Here is a 14686-nt window from a genome sequence, read left to right as displayed (position 1 = left end):
CGCGGTGGCGGTGCGCCCCTGTCTGCCCTGGCCTGACAAGCGCCTGCGCAGCGTCGCGGCGCCGGTCGCGGTGATTGACGACGAGGTGCGCGGCCATTGGGCCGATATGATTGACACGATGGAGGCGATGCCGGGCGTTGGCCTTGCCGCCGTGCAGATCGGCGTGATGCGCGCCCTTGCGGTGGTCGATGCCAGCGAGACCCGCGGCAAGGCGGTGAGCATGGCCAACCCAAGGGTGCTTCACGCCAGTGTGCAATTGCGCCCCCACGCCGAGGCCAGCCCGAACCTGCCGGGCATGTCGGCCCTGATCGCCCGGCCGCGCGCGGTGACGGTGCAGTTTCTCAATCAGGCGGGCGAGATGGAAGAGCGCGACTTTGTCGGGCTTTGGGCGACTAGTGTTCAGCACCAGATCGACCATCTTGAGGGGCGGATGTATTTCGACCGGTTGAGCAAGGTCAAACGTGACATGTTTTTGCGCAAGGCGCGCAAGCAGGGCTAGGCCGCTGTCGGCGCGCGTGGGGCGGGTTGCGGCGTCTTGAGTATTTTTGGAAAGATGAAAGGGGCTGTCATGCGTGTAATTTTCATGGGGACGCCCGAGTTTTCCGTACCGGTGCTGGAGGCCCTGGTCGCGGCGGGACACGAGGTTGTCGCGGTTTATTGCCAGCCACCCCGCCCCGCCGGACGTGGCAAGAAAGAGCGCCCGTCGCCGGTGCAGGCGCGTGCCGAAAGCCTTGGGCTTGAGGTGCGCCACCCGGAGAGCCTCAACGGCGAGGCCGAGGCATTCGCGGCGCTCGACGCCGATGTGGCGGTGGTGGTGGCCTATGGGCTTATCCTGCCAAAGGCGATTTTGGACGCGCCCAAGCGGGGATGTCTGAATATCCACGCAAGCCTTTTGCCGCGCTGGCGCGGGGCCGCGCCGATCCATCGCGCGATCATGGCAGGGGATAAAGAGACCGGCGTTTGCATCATGCAGATGGAGGCCGGGCTTGATACCGGGCCGGTGTTGTTGCGCGAGGCGACAGAGATCGGCGCGAGGGAGGTCACGGGCGGATTGCATGATCGTCTTTCCGCCATCGGCGCGCGGTTGATTGTCGAAGCGCTTGAGCGGCTTGATGATCTTGAGCCCGTGCCGCAGCCCGAGGCGGGCGTGAGTTATGCCGCCAAGATCGACAAGGCCGAGGCGCGGGTGGATTGGAGCCGCCCCGCGCCAGAGGTTGACCGGCTTATCCGCGGCCTGTCGCCCTTTCCCGGCGCCTGGATCGACGTGCAGGGCCTGCGCGTGAAGTTGTTGGGCTCGGCCATGGCCGAAGGGCAGGGCGCGCCCGGCGAAGTGCTTGATTCAGAACTGACCGTGGCCTGTGGCAGCGGCGCGGTGCGGCTTTTGCGCTTGCAACGGGCGGGCAAGGGCGCGCAGGATAGGGATGAGTTTTTGCGTGGCATGGCCCTGCCTGTCGGCACGGTTCTGGGCTAGGGGGCGTCGATGTTTCTGCAACTTTTCGGCACGGTGGTGATTGCGGGCATCGTTGGCTATGTCTCCGAGAAAAGCGGCTTTACGCGCAATGGCTATGTGGCGTCGATCATCATTTGTATTGGTGGGGCGTTCCTGTTTTATTTCATGCGGATCATGTTCGGGTTTCGCTTTGGCGCGCCGGGAATTGACGCGATCATTTCCTCGATCGGGGCGCTGATCATCGTGCCCACGCATTGGCGAGGCAGGAGGTAAGGCATTATGGGTGTGATCTATCTTATTATCATCGGGGCCGCGGCCGGATTTCTTGCCACCAGGATGATGAAGGTTGAGGCGGGCATCGTCCCGACCGTTCTGATCGGGATCGCAGGCGCGCTTGTCGGCGGGGTGGTGATCCGGGTGTTGCTGACGGTCACCGGTCTGTTGGGCGGCCTGATCGGCGCGGTGCTTGGGGCGTTGTTGCTGATCTGGCTCTATCAGACCTATCTGGGGCGGAAGTAGGCGCGGGACTTCTGGCGTCATACGCCCGGCACCGTCCTATACTCTTGGTGGACGCGGGCGATAGACCGGCAGGCGCCAGCCGAAGGTAAGCGAGCCTGCGCGCAGGGCCCAGGTGACCAAGGCGCAGCCACCGAGGATCAACAGATTTTCGCCGGTGACATAGCTAAGGCCAACGGCGGTCAGGGCACCGCCGAAAGCGGCGCTGACGTAAAGCTCGCCTTGCTTGAGGACCAGCGGCACCTCGTTGCAGACCACATCGCGCAACAGCCCGCCCATGCACCCCGTCAACACGCCCATGATCACCACGATCGCGCCGGGTTGCAGCATGCTCATCGCCGCCGCCACGCCGGCAGGCACTGCGACCGCAAGCGCAAAGCTGTCGAGCCAGAGCAACAGGCGATAGCGACTTTCGATCAGATGCGCGGTGAAAAAGATCAGCAGGGCTGCGGCGCTGGCGATCAGAATATAATTCGGATTGCCAAGCCAGAACACCGGGTTGCGATCCAGCAGCACATCGCGCAGCGTGCCACCCCCCACCGCCGTCAGGCTAGCGATAAAGAAAAATCCGACGATATCAAGCTGTTGTCGGCTGGCCACCAAGGCGCCGGTCAGCGCAAAGATCAGCACCGAGGCGTAATCAAGCAGGATAAGCGGGTTCATGTGCGCGCCTTGCCGGGTTTGAACGGCTCCATGCCCGCGCGGGCCAATTCATCGGCGCGCTCGTTCTCGGGGTGGCCCGCGTGGCCCTTGACCCATTCCCAGGTGACATCATGGCGGGCCTGGGCCTCGTCCAGACGCTGCCACAACTCGACGTTCTTGACCGGCTTGCGGGCGGCGGTTTTCCAGCCATTGCGCTTCCAGCCATGAATCCAGCCGGTGACGCCGTTTTTGACATAGGCGCTATCGGTGACGATGGTGATCTGACTGGGCTTGGCGAGGGTTTCAAGCGCGTGGATGGCGGCCAAAAGCTCCATCCGGTTGTTGGTCGTCAGGGCCTCGCCGCCGGACAATTCGCGTTCCTTGACGATTTTTTCACCCTCGGTGGCACGCAATAATGCGCCCCAGCCGCCGGGGCCGGGATTGCCCGAGCAGGCCCCGTCGGTATAGGCAAACAACTCAGCCATGGGCGGCAATCGCAATCCAGTCGGCCATTTCCCCGCTAAGCCCGGTGTCGCGACCGGTGGCAGAGGAAAACGGGGTGAAACCGGCGGCGCGCAGCAAGGTGTCAAGTTCATCGGCGGTGTAATAGGTGTACAACCGGCCAAGGCTGTCGCGATGCGCGTCAGTGCCGGATTTGAGCGCAATGTGAAACAGCCCGCCGGGTTTGAGTACCGCGTGCAGAGCGGCGAGATGGCGGGGCATGTCGGCGCGGGGCGCATGCAATAGCGAGAAGTTGGCCCAGATGCCGTCGAAGATATCTTCGCCGGTGATCTCGTCGAAGGTCGCGAGACGGGCGGTCACGCCCGGCGAGCCGACGGCAAGCGCGATCATTTCGCGCGAGGCATCCGTGGCCGTCACCCGCAGGCCAGACCTCGCCATATGGGCCGCGATGATGCCGGGGCCGCAGCCAAGATCAAGCACATGCGCGCCGCGCGGCAAGGCGTCGATGAAGCTCGCCAAAAGCGGATCAGAGGCAACATCGGCGGTGACAGCGGCATATTTGCCCGCCATCTCGTCATAGACGCGCAGGGTTTCGGGGTCGCGGGTCAAAAGAATACTCCGATTGCAAGGCAGATCAGCACGACCGCGGTCAACATGACACGCAAGCCCATCCACCATGGCGGGGTCACACCGTGATGCCAGAAGAGCCAGTCAAGACCCAGCAGCCCGATGAACCCCGCCATAAGGGAAATCCCCGCGCTGGTCGGGCCGCCTCCGGTCATGAAAAACGCCCAAAGTGCGGGCAGGGTCGAAAGGGCATAACCGCTGGTGGCGCGGGGGCCGCTGAGCTGTGTGGCAAAACCCCAGAGCACGCCGGACATGAACGACAGGATCACCGCGCCGTAAAACAGCATCACGTAGGGCCCGGCAAAGCGCGGTCCGATGATCTGTGCCGTCCAGAGGCCAAGATCGGGCAGCAAAACGGTGATCGCCCCCCAGACAAAGGGCAAAAGGCCGGCAAGGCCAAGAAGAAGCGGGGCGCGGGGGATCGTTTGCATGGGCGGCAACATGGCTTTGTGATCCTCGCTTGGCAAGGGGCGTTGCGCGCAGAGGCTGGTTTTGTCATTCACGTCATAAACTGACGCAAATGGCGAAACCGGACCTTAGCGCAGACTACAGCGAAAGAGGAAGAAGAGCCCATCCTGTAAATTCGACGTTCTCGCTGCGTGCGCGCACAGCGTCAGAAATGCCGCGTGAGCGAAAATTATGGTGCCGCTGCGCAGCGGAAGTAACAGTCATTCACGCAGACCGCAGCAAGGCTCAAACGCCGAATTCACAGGTCGCGGGACATTGCTGCCGTTGGACAATGTTGAAAAATCGTAGATTGTTAAGCTGGGCATTTTGAAACCACGTTCGGACAGTCTCTTCGACCGTAGCGCTTGTGTTCTTTATCATTGGGCTTGCTGCGAATTAAACAGGGCGAATACTTCGGCATGTCCACCGCCCCCGACATCATCAGAATCCGGAGCGCCATGGCAAGCGCCGAGGAATATGGGCCGGAAGCCTGGTTCAGGATTGCAGAGCCACGCCATGCCCGCCTCTGTTCCACCGAGGTGCTTACTCAGTTTTGTTCCCGGCCTCTGTAAGGATGAGGTCGAGCGGCATATCGTGGGGTTGCGGATAGATCGTCCGCAGACGCGCGGCGTCGAAACCAACGCCGATGACGAAAGGCCGTGGCTTCAGAGCCGCCAATGTTCGGTCGAAATAGCCACCGCCATAGCCAAGCCGATAAGCATCGGCGCTCCAGCCGACAAGCGGCGCCAGCACGATATCGGGGGTGAGTTCTGGCGCGTCGGGCGGCGGCACGGGAATGCTCCAATCGCCGCGGACCATCGTCATATCGGGCGTCCATCGGCGGAATGTCAGCGGTGCCGCCCTTGTTTCGACCAGGGGTAGCGCGATCGTCACGCCTGCCTTATGCAATTCCGACATCAGAGGACGCAGATCGGGTTCGCCCTTGATTGGCCAATAGGCAGAAAAAACCATGCCCTGCATACCGCCAAAACGGTGCCGCAGCACCTGCCGTAAGTGATCTATCAGCGCGGCTCCAGCCGATTGCCGGTCGGCAACCGGCATTCTGTCGCGTTCACCGCGAAGCCGTTTGCGCTCGGCCTTGCGCCAGCGTGCAACGTCGCGGGTCTGAGCGGGGTCGACGGCAAGCGGGTCAAAATACTCTGGCGCGACTTCGGCGGCATAGCAGGGTGGCGAGGAAAAGCCCGTCTTGCAGCGAAAGCTGTCGAACTTGTCGCTCATGAGGTCGCCTCCGAGGAATGTGCGATGCTGTATCTCGCGTCAGCGGCCAGTTTGTTCAGGCGGCTGGCAGCAGGAACGATGTCGGTGATGGCATCCAGACCCTTCCCGGCAAATGCTGGCATGGCTTCAAGGTTTCCGGTCGTGGTCCTGAGAGGTGAATCCGTGCTGTAGCGCAAGCGCGGCGTCTTCCCGTCCCAGGCGATGGTTTCGCGGGGCAGGTCGGCGGGATCATGACCCAGGTTAGATCCTTTCAGCCCGGCGGTCACACTGTTGGAAATCACCCGCACTGCGGCTGCCTTGGGCCAGTTCAATACGAAGATATCGGTGAGCACCGTGTCCGCTCCGCCAGCATCGACAACACACCTCTTGTGATAGGCATGGGCAAAGGACTCTTCGGTCGCCAGAAAAGCTGTACCGCACTGAATACCCACCGCCCCCATCCTTAGAGCGGCAGCAAGGTCTGCGCCAGTCGCTAGGCCGCCAGATGCGACCACCGGGAGGCTGGTCTGTGCCAATATCGCGGCCGTTAGATCCCATACGGACTGGCGCCCATGCACATGACCGCCCGCCTCGATCCCCTGGGCGATGATCAAATCAGCTCCCGCATCTTCAGCGTTTCTGGCGGCCTGGAGGGTGCCAACCTGATGCAAGACAAGACATCCGGCCTGCTTGACCCGCTCGATGGCCGCCGGCACCACGTCCCAAAAGAAAGTAAATGCAGGGACGCCGAGAGCGAGGCAACACAAGAGCTGCGCATCAAGCAATTCCGGCTTCGTCGCCGCCGGAATTAGATTGACGGCAAAGGGCCGGTCGGTCGCGGCGCGGAGTGCTGTTACCTCCTGCTTAATCAGCGACGGATCCTCGCGCACCATCCCCAGCATTCCGTAGCCACCGGCATTCGCGACAGCGGCCGCCAGCTCCCAGCGGGAGACGCCACCCATGCCGGCAAGCAGGATCGGTACATCGCAACCGAGCAGATCGCAGAGGGGCGTGCGGATCGGATCGTTGGAATAGCCGGTCATGATCCTGTTCCTTGTCTCAGCCGTTTTTGCAAATACTCCTGCAATACGACGGCATTGTTGTGGTCCTCATCCTTGGCGGCAAACAGCAACGTGACAACGCCGTCCCTGGCGCATTCCGCAATTTTGCCTATCAGATCGCCCTTCGCTTCCAGTTCCCGCAAATAGCGTGTCCTGAACGTGTCCCAACGATTGGGGCTTGCATGAAACCAGTGGCGCAGGTCGTCACTTGGCGCGATGTCCTTCTCCCAGGCGTGCAGGCGCGCCCTGTCCTTTGATACCCCGCGCGGCCAGAGACGGTCGACAAGGATCCGCTTGCCGTCAGAGACACGCACAGCACGATAAATCCGCTTGATGCGGATCCGTTCGCTCAAGTCGTCAGGGACGGGCGGACGCGGTGGCATTAAGTATTTCCGTCAGCACCGGGCTTATCCAGAAGTTCCACGGACTTTAAGGCATGCGCCCACGCTGCTCCGGCCCGCATCTCGGTCGCAACCCACACGGCTTCCATGATCTGCTCTCCCGACGCGCCCGCGCGCTGCGCCGCCTTCACATGGCCTTCGATACACCAAGGGCACTGCGTGACGTGGGCGACCGCCACCGCGATAAGCTGCTTGGTGCGGGCATCTAGTGTGCCTTCGGCAAAAACCGCCTTGGAAAAGGAGCGGAAAGCGTCTTCGGTTTCGGGAGCCAACGCGTGGCGGCGATCTGCGAGGGTCTTGCTCATGATAACCTCCGGGCTGTCCCATACAGATCCACTTCCGCCTGCACCTCCAGCAAGCGTGCATTCGAGTGCAGCATTGCAGCGGTCAACTCTCCATCGCCCTCCTCAAGCGACATATCGACGATGATCGCAATCAGCGCCCACATGATCTGGCGGCTGGTATGGACCTCGCTGAGGCGTGCGATGGTCGGCAGTGTATCGCCGACACAATCGGCAATGGGCTGCAGGCGAATGTCAGACTCAAGTGGTTTTGACCCGGCCCAGAACGTATGGCTCAGTACGTCAAACGGGGAAAGTTGAGTATGCATTTTACACCTCGAGATCAATGTATAACCACAGAATAGCAATCTGTTTGCAAGTTGAAAAATGGTTTTTAATTGTGTTTAATATCGGAATATCCGATGATGCCGCTATGGATAGCGAGTTCGCACGTACATTTTTAGCGGTTGCGTCAGCTGGCAGTTTCGTCGCTGCTGCTGAGAGACTGCATGTCACGCAATCCACCGTAAGCGGGCGTATTCAGACGCTTGAGGACCAACTTGGATGCCGGTTGTTTACGCGCAATCGCGCCGGCGCAACGTTGACGGACAACGGACGCCGTTTTCAGAAACATGCCGCACTGATTGTCCGGACCGTGGAGCAGGCCCGCCATGATGTTGGGTTGCCCCAGGGATTCCGCGACAGCGTTGTTGTTGGCGCACGCATCGGGCTTTGGGATGGCTTGATGCTCCCCTGGCTCGCTAGGGCGCGTTACTCGTCACCGGAGATTTCATTCCGAGCCGAAATCGGCTTTGAACCGGACCTGATGCAGGGTCTCATTGACGGGCGAATGGATATGGCGGTCATGTATACACCTCAACATCGTCCCCAGCTTGAAACTTTTGAACTACTGCGCGAACGACTTGTCCTGGTTTCGTGCAGGAATGACGATTCCGATCCGCCATACATCTATGTCGACTGGGGGCCGGAGTTTTACGCCCAGCACAGCGCCAGTTTTCCGGATCTGCCGGGACCGCCGATTTCTGTCAACATCGGTTGGTTGGGGCTGAACTACCTGCTGGCCAATGGCGGCTCCGGATACTTTCCCTACCGGTTGGTTGCCGGCTTGATCACCCAGGGCAGAATCGCCCTGGTGGAATATATGCCCGAGTTCTCCTTGCCCGTATGGTTGGTATGTCATGAAGGTCGAGACCGTAACCTGATTGATCCACTGATTGACCAGATCAAATTGCTGACCAGCGAACTGTAGGACGCGGTAGGCAACCGCATGTGTGAGTGACTGCGATCATGAGGATAGGGTAACAATGCGAAGTGATGCTTGGCTTTTTGGGGATTCAAGGAGAGATGGCCAAACGACAAAGGGAGTGGGCAAAAGCTGGGGGTCAGGCGGCAAGTGTTTGATATGAGAGAGCCAATCGACCGTCGAGAACTGCAGCTCTCCTTGCAAAGAAACCATCATAGCATCACCGGTAACCCCCAGGTTTTGCCCACTCCCCGGCCGAAATGGCTGCCTGAACGGCGCGAGGATCTTGGTCACGTCGCTACATAACTACCTGGCAAATCCCCTCTGATCACAATGACGTGGAAATGCCTACCGTGAAATCATGCTTTGCGATAGGAACAGAGGCATTGGCCGGTGGTGCCTAACCAAAAAAAGTATCCTCAGCGCCCGGCGCTGGACAGATAAGAAATACGACCATGTCGTTTCACCGTCTTCTCCTTACCAAAGCTCGCCGGCACCCTTTGGTGCCGCGTGTGCCTGTCTGCCGTGTTCTGTTGACTGCACGAGTTCCTGAATGACCAGGGGGTCTGTTTTTGCGGCGGTGGCGGCCATTTTATTGTCCTTGCTCCTGCATGCTCTGGGGTTGAGTTTCACCTCAAGCGAAAATCGGCCATCATCGAACGAAGACACTGCATCTGATCTTGCTGATGCAGGCGGCACATTCGAGGATTTCGCCGGCACCCCGGCAGAACCTGCGGCGCCAGAAGAAGCCTCGGCTCCTGATCCCCCGAGCGTGACATCGCCTGAACAGGTGATCGAAGAAACATCAACCTCCCAGGCGCTGGTGGCGTCTGACAATCCCCAGAACGTCATCTCACCTGACACCGGGGAGGTCGAGGTACTTGAACCAGACACCGCTGAGCCGTCCGAAAGCGATGTCCCCGCGCCCGAAACGGCAGAGCGCTCGGGTGGTGAAGATGATGATCTGGCCGATCTGGCGATATCGCAACCGGTTGAACCCGAGACCGAACCCGACGCAGCGGAGGGGGCACCGGATGCAACTGATGCTCAGGCCAGCGAGGTGGCGCCCGTGTCAGTCACCGAGACTGTTTCGCCTGTTGTTCCCGCACCCGCCCCGTCACCAAGCCCCGCCATCCTTCCTGAACCCCAAGTGCAGGAGCCAGTGCAGCCGGAGATAACGGTTACCTCCGCGCCTGACGACCCCGAGATTCTGAGCGCCGAGGAAGAGACAGATCTAACACGCTCCGCTGTCACAACGTCGCTGCGCCCTCCGAAAGAACGGCCATCCGTGGCAGCAGGCCAACCCAATGGCACGCAGCCGCGAAGCACGCGAACACGGCGGTCCAACGGCGCTATCGAGTCGCCTCTGACCGCCTATAAACGCACCGGCGTTGATCCGTTTGCCTCTCGCAGCGGCGGTTCCCGATCTGGAACGACTGGATTTAGCGGGGCCCGCAATCCTGGCAATTCGAGCACGACCAATTACGTTGGTCGGGTCCTGGTTCAGCTTAATCGTGCCCCGGTCGTCTATCCTTCGGCGCATGGAACGGCTCAGGTGTCCTTTGAGATCAACCCCGACGGCACGGTGGCCTGGGTCAATATACTTAACAGCACAGGGTCGGGGGATATCGGACGCGCCGCCAGCGCTCAGGTCAGAAGCGCGGCGCCCTTCCCGCGTCCTCCAGACGGCACCAGCCAAAGGCTGGCCTTTCTGTACCGGAACAGGTGAGCGCATGAACTGATCCACACACCTCCGGGGTGCCTGATGTAGCGCCGTCGCCAACCGCCTCTGACCGTTAAGGGCGATTTTTGTCGGGCGGCTCGTTGGGTCACGGGCCCAAATTTGAAATGTAAAACGCAGCGCTTCTGACATAAACAGGCGCGGTGCCAGCAGATAAGGAATATGCAGATGAAGACGACCCGATTGGCGGCTGTGGCGATCATTGCCAACCTCGCCTTTGCCACCGGAACCCTGGCACAGGATAAAGAGCTGGGCGAGGCTGTCACGATTGAATTGAATGCTGTGAAATCCAATGAGGGGGGCTGTACGCTGACCTTTCTGGTGGCGAACGGGCACGCCAGCCAGATTGAAAAGGTGGTCTATGAAACCGTCCTGTTTGACAGCGCGGGCCAGGTGGACCGGCTGACCCTGTTTGATTTCGGCACCTTACCCCCGGGTCGCCCGCGCGTGCGTCAGTTTTCCGTTCCGGGGATCGCTTGCGACGCCTTGAGTCAGGTCCTGATAAACGGCGCCCATACCTGCGAGGCGCCAGATTTGACCGATGGTGCCTGCGAGACCGGTTTGATCCTGAAAACACGCACCAAGATTGAGGTGACGGGATGACCCGGATTTTGGAAAGCCTGCGCCAGACGGCTGATCTTGGGGGGCCGGTGGTGATGATATTGCTGGTTGTCTCGGTCGTTACCTTGGCAACCATCCTCTACAAACTATGGCAGTTTTCTGCGGCCGGAGTGGGGCGGCATCGCGCGTTGAAAGACTCGGTTGCCGCCTGGGATCAAGGCGACCGCAGCGCCGCTGTGAGCGCGTTGAAGAAATCCAAAAGCTACCTCGCGCCTGTGGTTGAAATGGCCTTTGGCGCAGGACCGGAGGACGCCAAACGACTGGAGGCAGAAGCCGAGGTGAGGTTTGCCCGGCTGGAAGGCGGGTTTCGTCTGCTGGACAGCGTCGCACAGCTTGCCCCGCTTCTGGGTCTTTTTGGCACGGTTCTGGGTATGATTGAGGCGTTCCAATCATTGCAAGATGCAGGGTCACAGGTCGATCCATCGCTTCTGGCGGGGGGCATCTGGGTGGCGCTATTGACTACCGCCGTGGGTCTTGCGGTGGCGATGCCCACAGCCATGGTGCTTAGTTGGTTTGAGGGGCGGATGGACGCGGAGCGCGTGACCGCCGAGCGGGCGATCGCCTCTGTCCTGCATCCTCAGGGTCGTCGCGACCCCGTCGCACACGCCTTCGCAGAGCCAACCCATGCGTAAGCAAACCCGGCGTCGGCGCTTGTCGATGACGTCGCTGATTGACGTCATCTTCCTTTTGCTGTTGTTTTTCATGCTCTCTTCAACCTTCTCGCGATTTGCCGAGGTTGACCTGTCCACCGCCAGTGCGGGCGCGACTGGCAGCAGCGACGTCAAGAAGAGCTTTCTTCAACTGGGCGAAACCTCTTTGCGCGTGAACGGTCAGGATGTTGTGCTGGGGGCGCTACCGGACAGATTTGCCGACATGTCCTCTGAGGCCGAGACCCTGCAAGTGATCGTCAGCCTGCGGGACGATGTGACGGCGCAAAGATTGACCGACGTTCTTGTCATTCTTCGCGGAATTGACCGGCTCAGCATAAGCGTGTTGGGGTCGTAATGCGGACACGAATACATAGGTCGCGGATCGAGCCCACAATTGCATTGATCAATGTTGTTTTTCTGATGCTTGTCTTCTTCATGGTCGCGGGCACCCTTTCACAACCGCTGGATAAGGATCTCAGACTTGTTCGCACCTCTGATCTTGAAGGCCGCGCGCCGCCCGATACCATTGTCGTGCATCCAGACGGAAGGCTGACATACCGGGGCAAGGCCATCGCCTCTCCGCAGGCGTTCTATGCCGCGCGCCCGGAAGATGAACGCGAAGTGGTTCGGATCGTACCGGATGAGGCGCTATCCGCGATCACTTTGGTAAATCTGGCACGGGACTTCCGCACTCTAGGGGCCTCTCGCGTGGTAATCGTTACGCGAAGAGGGCTGGAATGACCGCCATGACTAGGCAGCACACCCATTAATTTCTGTTCTTTCGCATAGGTTTGCGATTCATTTCTTCCAAAACAACATGGGGGAGCAGAAACATGGCGCGGTCGGATCTGCGCGATTTGGAGTGGGAGTTCATCAAGCAGGTGCTTTCTAACAAGTCATGCGGCGTGAATGCGACCCAGAATCCGACCTCACGAGACTGCCATATCGCCGAGATCGAAAGCCACTGGTTACAACCAACGCAGCCGGGGCGAAACCCTCATGGGCCGCTGGAAAGCCGTCATTGGACCCAAGCTAAAGGCGTACACCATCGAAAATCAGAAAACAGAAGCCAAGATTGGCGTCCGAGTTCTGAACCGGATGACCGGACTTGGCCGCCCGCATTTCGAACGCACCGCCTGAAGTCCGTCTCAGGTATACATCCAGCACAACCCGCATGTGGGTGACGGTAAGGCGGCGTTCGTCGCGTACTTTGAGAAGATGGCCGAAGAGTATCCCGGCAAACGCGTTGAAGTTAAGCGCGCAATCGCGGAAGGAAAGTTCGTTGTCCTGCATTGCCATCAGATATGGCCTGACGGTCTTGAATACGCCGGGATTGATATTTTCCGCCTGGATGACGCAGGTAAAGTCGTTGAACACTGGGATGTGCTGCAAGTCCTACCGGATCAAAGCGCGAACGATAACGGGATGTTCTAATCGTTGACCCCAAGCAGCAATTGGCGCCGTCGCAGCGAAATGGCGCGCTGTCCGTGTCTCGATAGTTCTTACACTGTGCAGCGAAAATGATGTTTGGATTTGATGTCATCAAGCCGCGTTGAATGGCCGCTCTAACAATCTTGGCTGCTAGGCGGCGGAGAGCGTGCTGCGCCCGCGAAGGGATGCTGCGTCAGCAAGAGCTGCTCAAGCAAAAGGCCGGAAAGTCCCGCGCCACCGACCTTTGGGCATGCCGCAGAGCAGGTCTGGTTTGAAACGCATTCGACACCCCCGCGCGGCTTCGCACGTGTCCGCAACGTCTGGGGTAGGCAACCTTGGCGCAGGGGCTGTTGCGCCGCCTCAGGCCGGGGTGCGCAGCACGCGGGGGACCTTGAATTCGACGTTTTCGGTGGCGGTTTCAACCTCTTTGATGGTCACGTCATAGCGGTCCTGAAGCGCCGCGATCACCTCGTTCACGAGCACCTCGGGGGCCGAGGCCCCGGCGGTGATGCCGATGCTCTTGATGCCCTCAATCGCGCGCCAGTCGATATCGGTTGCGCGCTGCACGAGCTGGGCATAGCCACAGCCCGCCCGCGCCCCGACCTCGACAAGACGGCGCGAGTTCGACGAGTTCGGCGCGCCGACGACAAGCATCGCCTCGGCCTGTTTCGCCATCGCCTTGACCGCCTCCTGGCGGTTGGTGGTGGCGTAACAGATGTCTTCCTTGTGCGGTCCCCTGATGGCGGGGAACTGCGCCTGAAGGGCGGCGACGATATCGGCGGTGTCATCCACCGACAGGGTGGTCTGGGTCACAAAGGCAAGCTTTTGTGGATCGCGCACCGCAAGGCCGGGCACATCGGCGGGGGTTTCGACAAGCAGGACCTCACCATCGGGCAACTGGCCCATGGTGCCGACGGTTTCGGGGTGGCCCGCGTGGCCGATCATGATGATCTGCAACCCGGCCTCGGCGTGGCGTTCGGCCTCGACATGGACCTTGCTGACCAGCGGACAGGTGGCATCGACGAAAAGCATCTGGCGTGCGCCGGCTTCGGCAGGCACGGATTTTGGCACGCCATGGGCGGAAAAGATCACCGGGCGGTCATCGGGGCAATCGTCAAGTTCTTCGACAAACACCGCGCCCTTGGCGCGCAGATCGTCGACCACGTATTTGTTGTGCACGATCTCATGGCGCACATAGACCGGCGCGCCCCATTTCCCAAGCGCCATTTCGACGATCTTGATGGCGCGATCCACACCGGCGCAAAATCCGCGCGGGGCGGCGAGATAAAGGGTAAGGGCTGGTTTTGTCATGCACACCTCCTGTCGCGGCCAGAGGTAAGGCTTGTGGTGCGCGACGTCCAGTGGTGATGGGCGCAATCAGGCCGCCGCTTGGGCCGTCAGCCACGCCAGCACGATATAGCGCCCGGTCTTGGCGACGGTGACCAGAACCAGGAAAAGCCAGGGCGGTGCGCGCATCACCCCCGCGATCACCGTGAAGGCATCGCCAAACGGGGCCCAGCTCAGCAACAGCGTCCAGACGCCCCACCGGGCATACCAACCCTCGGCGCGGGCCATTTGGCCGGTGCTTACCGGGAACCAGCGTCGGTTGCGAAACGTCTCGATCCAGATCCCGAGCACGTAATTGACCACCGCCCCAAGCGTGTTGCCAATGCTGGCCACGATGATCAGCCACATAAGCGGCGCCGTGCCGCCGAGTTGCAGGCCGACAAAGACGAATTCGGATTGAAACGGAAAAACTGTGGCGGCCCCTAAGGCCGCCAGAAACAACCCGCCCAGTTGCGCGAAAACGCCCAAGTCCGCCCCCATCATCGGCGGCGGCCCTCGGCGTCATCTTTGGTGCGGCTCAGGATTGG

At 60.5% G+C, this 14686-nt stretch carries 23 protein-coding genes; 12 read left to right on the top strand and 11 right to left on the bottom strand.

Annotation, left to right across the window (positions count from 1 at the left end):
* Positions 1-4: 4 nt before the first annotated feature.
* The 4 genes from def (at position 5) to BMZ91_RS09755 (ending at position 1969) form a co-directional block, all read left to right on the top strand.
* The gene (gene def / locus BMZ91_RS09770; RefSeq protein ID WP_092837871.1) at positions 5-499 is read left to right on the top strand and encodes a peptide deformylase; all 495 of its coding nucleotides are present in this window, start codon (positions 5-7) and stop codon (positions 497-499) included.
* Between the two features lie 69 nt (positions 500-568).
* The gene (gene fmt / locus BMZ91_RS09765; protein ID WP_092837868.1) at positions 569-1471 is read left to right on the top strand and encodes a methionyl-tRNA formyltransferase; all 903 of its coding nucleotides are present in this window, start codon (positions 569-571) and stop codon (positions 1469-1471) included.
* Positions 1472-1480: 9 nt separating this feature from the next.
* Positions 1481-1723 (top strand): hypothetical protein, encoded by a 243-nt coding sequence (locus BMZ91_RS09760; protein WP_092837776.1) that lies wholly within the window; start codon positions 1481-1483, stop codon positions 1721-1723.
* Positions 1724-1729: 6 nt separating this feature from the next.
* Positions 1730-1969 carry a GlsB/YeaQ/YmgE family stress response membrane protein gene (locus BMZ91_RS09755; protein WP_092837773.1) on the top strand — a complete coding sequence of 80 codons (240 nt, stop codon included), beginning with the start codon at positions 1730-1732 and terminating at the stop codon, positions 1967-1969.
* A gap of 36 nt (positions 1970-2005) precedes the next feature.
* On the opposite strand, the gene BMZ91_RS09750 is transcribed toward BMZ91_RS09755, so the two are convergent.
* The 9 genes from BMZ91_RS09750 to BMZ91_RS09710 form a co-directional block, all read right to left on the bottom strand.
* Complete coding sequence (locus tag BMZ91_RS09750; RefSeq protein ID WP_092837770.1) at positions 2006-2629, bottom strand: trimeric intracellular cation channel family protein; 624 nt, start codon at positions 2627-2629, stop codon at positions 2006-2008.
* Positions 2626-3093 carry a ribonuclease HI gene (rnhA, locus tag BMZ91_RS09745; RefSeq protein WP_092837767.1) on the bottom strand — a complete coding sequence of 156 codons (468 nt, stop codon included), beginning with the start codon at positions 3091-3093 and terminating at the stop codon, positions 2626-2628. The genes BMZ91_RS09750 and rnhA overlap by 4 nt, the downstream gene beginning before the upstream one ends.
* Complete coding sequence (locus tag BMZ91_RS09740; protein WP_245736295.1) at positions 3086-3640, bottom strand: class I SAM-dependent methyltransferase; 555 nt, start codon at positions 3638-3640, stop codon at positions 3086-3088. The genes rnhA and BMZ91_RS09740 overlap by 8 nt, the downstream gene beginning before the upstream one ends.
* Positions 3641-3675: 35 nt before the next feature.
* The gene (locus BMZ91_RS09735) at positions 3676-4128 is read right to left on the bottom strand and encodes a DUF3429 domain-containing protein (RefSeq protein WP_092837865.1); all 453 of its coding nucleotides are present in this window, start codon (positions 4126-4128) and stop codon (positions 3676-3678) included.
* Between the two features lie 559 nt (positions 4129-4687).
* Positions 4688-5383, bottom strand: a complete 696-nt coding sequence (locus BMZ91_RS09730; RefSeq protein ID WP_092837761.1) for a 5-formyltetrahydrofolate cyclo-ligase — start codon at positions 5381-5383, stop codon at positions 4688-4690.
* Positions 5380-6405 (bottom strand): NAD(P)H-dependent flavin oxidoreductase, encoded by a 1026-nt coding sequence (locus BMZ91_RS09725; protein WP_092837758.1) that lies wholly within the window; start codon positions 6403-6405, stop codon positions 5380-5382. The genes BMZ91_RS09730 and BMZ91_RS09725 overlap by 4 nt, the downstream gene beginning before the upstream one ends.
* Positions 6402-6806, bottom strand: coding sequence for a DUF488 domain-containing protein (locus BMZ91_RS09720; RefSeq protein ID WP_092837755.1), 405 nt, complete (start codon positions 6804-6806; stop codon positions 6402-6404). Before BMZ91_RS09720 ends, BMZ91_RS09725 begins: the two co-directional genes overlap by 4 nt.
* Positions 6806-7129, bottom strand: coding sequence for a carboxymuconolactone decarboxylase family protein (locus BMZ91_RS09715; RefSeq protein WP_092837752.1), 324 nt, complete (start codon positions 7127-7129; stop codon positions 6806-6808). The genes BMZ91_RS09720 and BMZ91_RS09715 overlap by 1 nt, the downstream gene beginning before the upstream one ends.
* Positions 7126-7434 carry a hypothetical protein gene (locus BMZ91_RS09710; protein WP_092837749.1) on the bottom strand — a complete coding sequence of 103 codons (309 nt, stop codon included), beginning with the start codon at positions 7432-7434 and terminating at the stop codon, positions 7126-7128. Before BMZ91_RS09710 ends, BMZ91_RS09715 begins: the two co-directional genes overlap by 4 nt.
* A 17-nt stretch (positions 7435-7451) precedes the next feature.
* Between BMZ91_RS09710 and BMZ91_RS09705 the strand changes: the two genes are divergently transcribed.
* The 8 genes from BMZ91_RS09705 (at position 7452) to BMZ91_RS09670 (ending at position 12815) form a co-directional block, all read left to right on the top strand.
* The gene (locus BMZ91_RS09705) at positions 7452-8375 is read left to right on the top strand and encodes a LysR family transcriptional regulator (protein WP_218145657.1); all 924 of its coding nucleotides are present in this window, start codon (positions 7452-7454) and stop codon (positions 8373-8375) included.
* 547 nt (positions 8376-8922) lie between these two features.
* Complete coding sequence (gene tolA / locus BMZ91_RS09700) at positions 8923-10098, top strand: cell envelope integrity protein TolA (protein WP_092837746.1); 1176 nt, start codon at positions 8923-8925, stop codon at positions 10096-10098.
* Between the two features lie 180 nt (positions 10099-10278).
* Complete coding sequence (locus BMZ91_RS09695) at positions 10279-10713, top strand: hypothetical protein (protein ID WP_092837859.1); 435 nt, start codon at positions 10279-10281, stop codon at positions 10711-10713.
* Entirely contained in the window at positions 10710-11363 is a 654-nt protein-coding gene (locus tag BMZ91_RS09690) for a MotA/TolQ/ExbB proton channel family protein (RefSeq protein ID WP_092837743.1), read from the top strand. The genes BMZ91_RS09695 and BMZ91_RS09690 overlap by 4 nt, the downstream gene beginning before the upstream one ends.
* Positions 11356-11736 carry an ExbD/TolR family protein gene (locus tag BMZ91_RS09685; protein WP_245736292.1) on the top strand — a complete coding sequence of 127 codons (381 nt, stop codon included), beginning with the start codon at positions 11356-11358 and terminating at the stop codon, positions 11734-11736. Before BMZ91_RS09690 ends, BMZ91_RS09685 begins: the two co-directional genes overlap by 8 nt.
* Positions 11736-12122, top strand: coding sequence for an ExbD/TolR family protein (locus BMZ91_RS09680; protein WP_092837736.1), 387 nt, complete (start codon positions 11736-11738; stop codon positions 12120-12122). Before BMZ91_RS09685 ends, BMZ91_RS09680 begins: the two co-directional genes overlap by 1 nt.
* Before the next feature lie 258 nt (positions 12123-12380).
* The gene (locus BMZ91_RS22010; RefSeq protein WP_342741944.1) at positions 12381-12521 is read left to right on the top strand and encodes a hypothetical protein; all 141 of its coding nucleotides are present in this window, start codon (positions 12381-12383) and stop codon (positions 12519-12521) included.
* Between the two features lie 36 nt (positions 12522-12557).
* Positions 12558-12815, top strand: coding sequence for a nuclear transport factor 2 family protein (locus tag BMZ91_RS09670; RefSeq protein ID WP_342741943.1), 258 nt, complete (start codon positions 12558-12560; stop codon positions 12813-12815).
* A gap of 357 nt (positions 12816-13172) precedes the next feature.
* Here the strand turns inward: BMZ91_RS09670 and ispH are convergent, their stop codons facing one another.
* Together ispH and BMZ91_RS09660 are read right to left on the bottom strand one after the other, a co-directional pair.
* Positions 13173-14123: a 4-hydroxy-3-methylbut-2-enyl diphosphate reductase gene (gene ispH, locus BMZ91_RS09665; RefSeq protein WP_092837730.1), complete on the bottom strand. Its 951-nt coding sequence runs from the start codon at positions 14121-14123 to the stop codon at positions 13173-13175.
* 66 nt (positions 14124-14189) lie between these two features.
* Positions 14190-14642, bottom strand: coding sequence for a YqaA family protein (locus BMZ91_RS09660; protein WP_092837727.1), 453 nt, complete (start codon positions 14640-14642; stop codon positions 14190-14192).
* Between the last annotated feature and the right edge of the window lie 44 nt (positions 14643-14686).

The sequence above is a fragment of the Roseovarius lutimaris genome (assembly GCF_900115165.1).
GTDB classification, from domain to species: Bacteria; Pseudomonadota; Alphaproteobacteria; order Rhodobacterales; family Rhodobacteraceae; genus Roseovarius; species Roseovarius lutimaris.
Note: the sequence above shows the minus strand (reverse complement) of the source record. Positions and strands in the feature narration are given on the sequence as shown.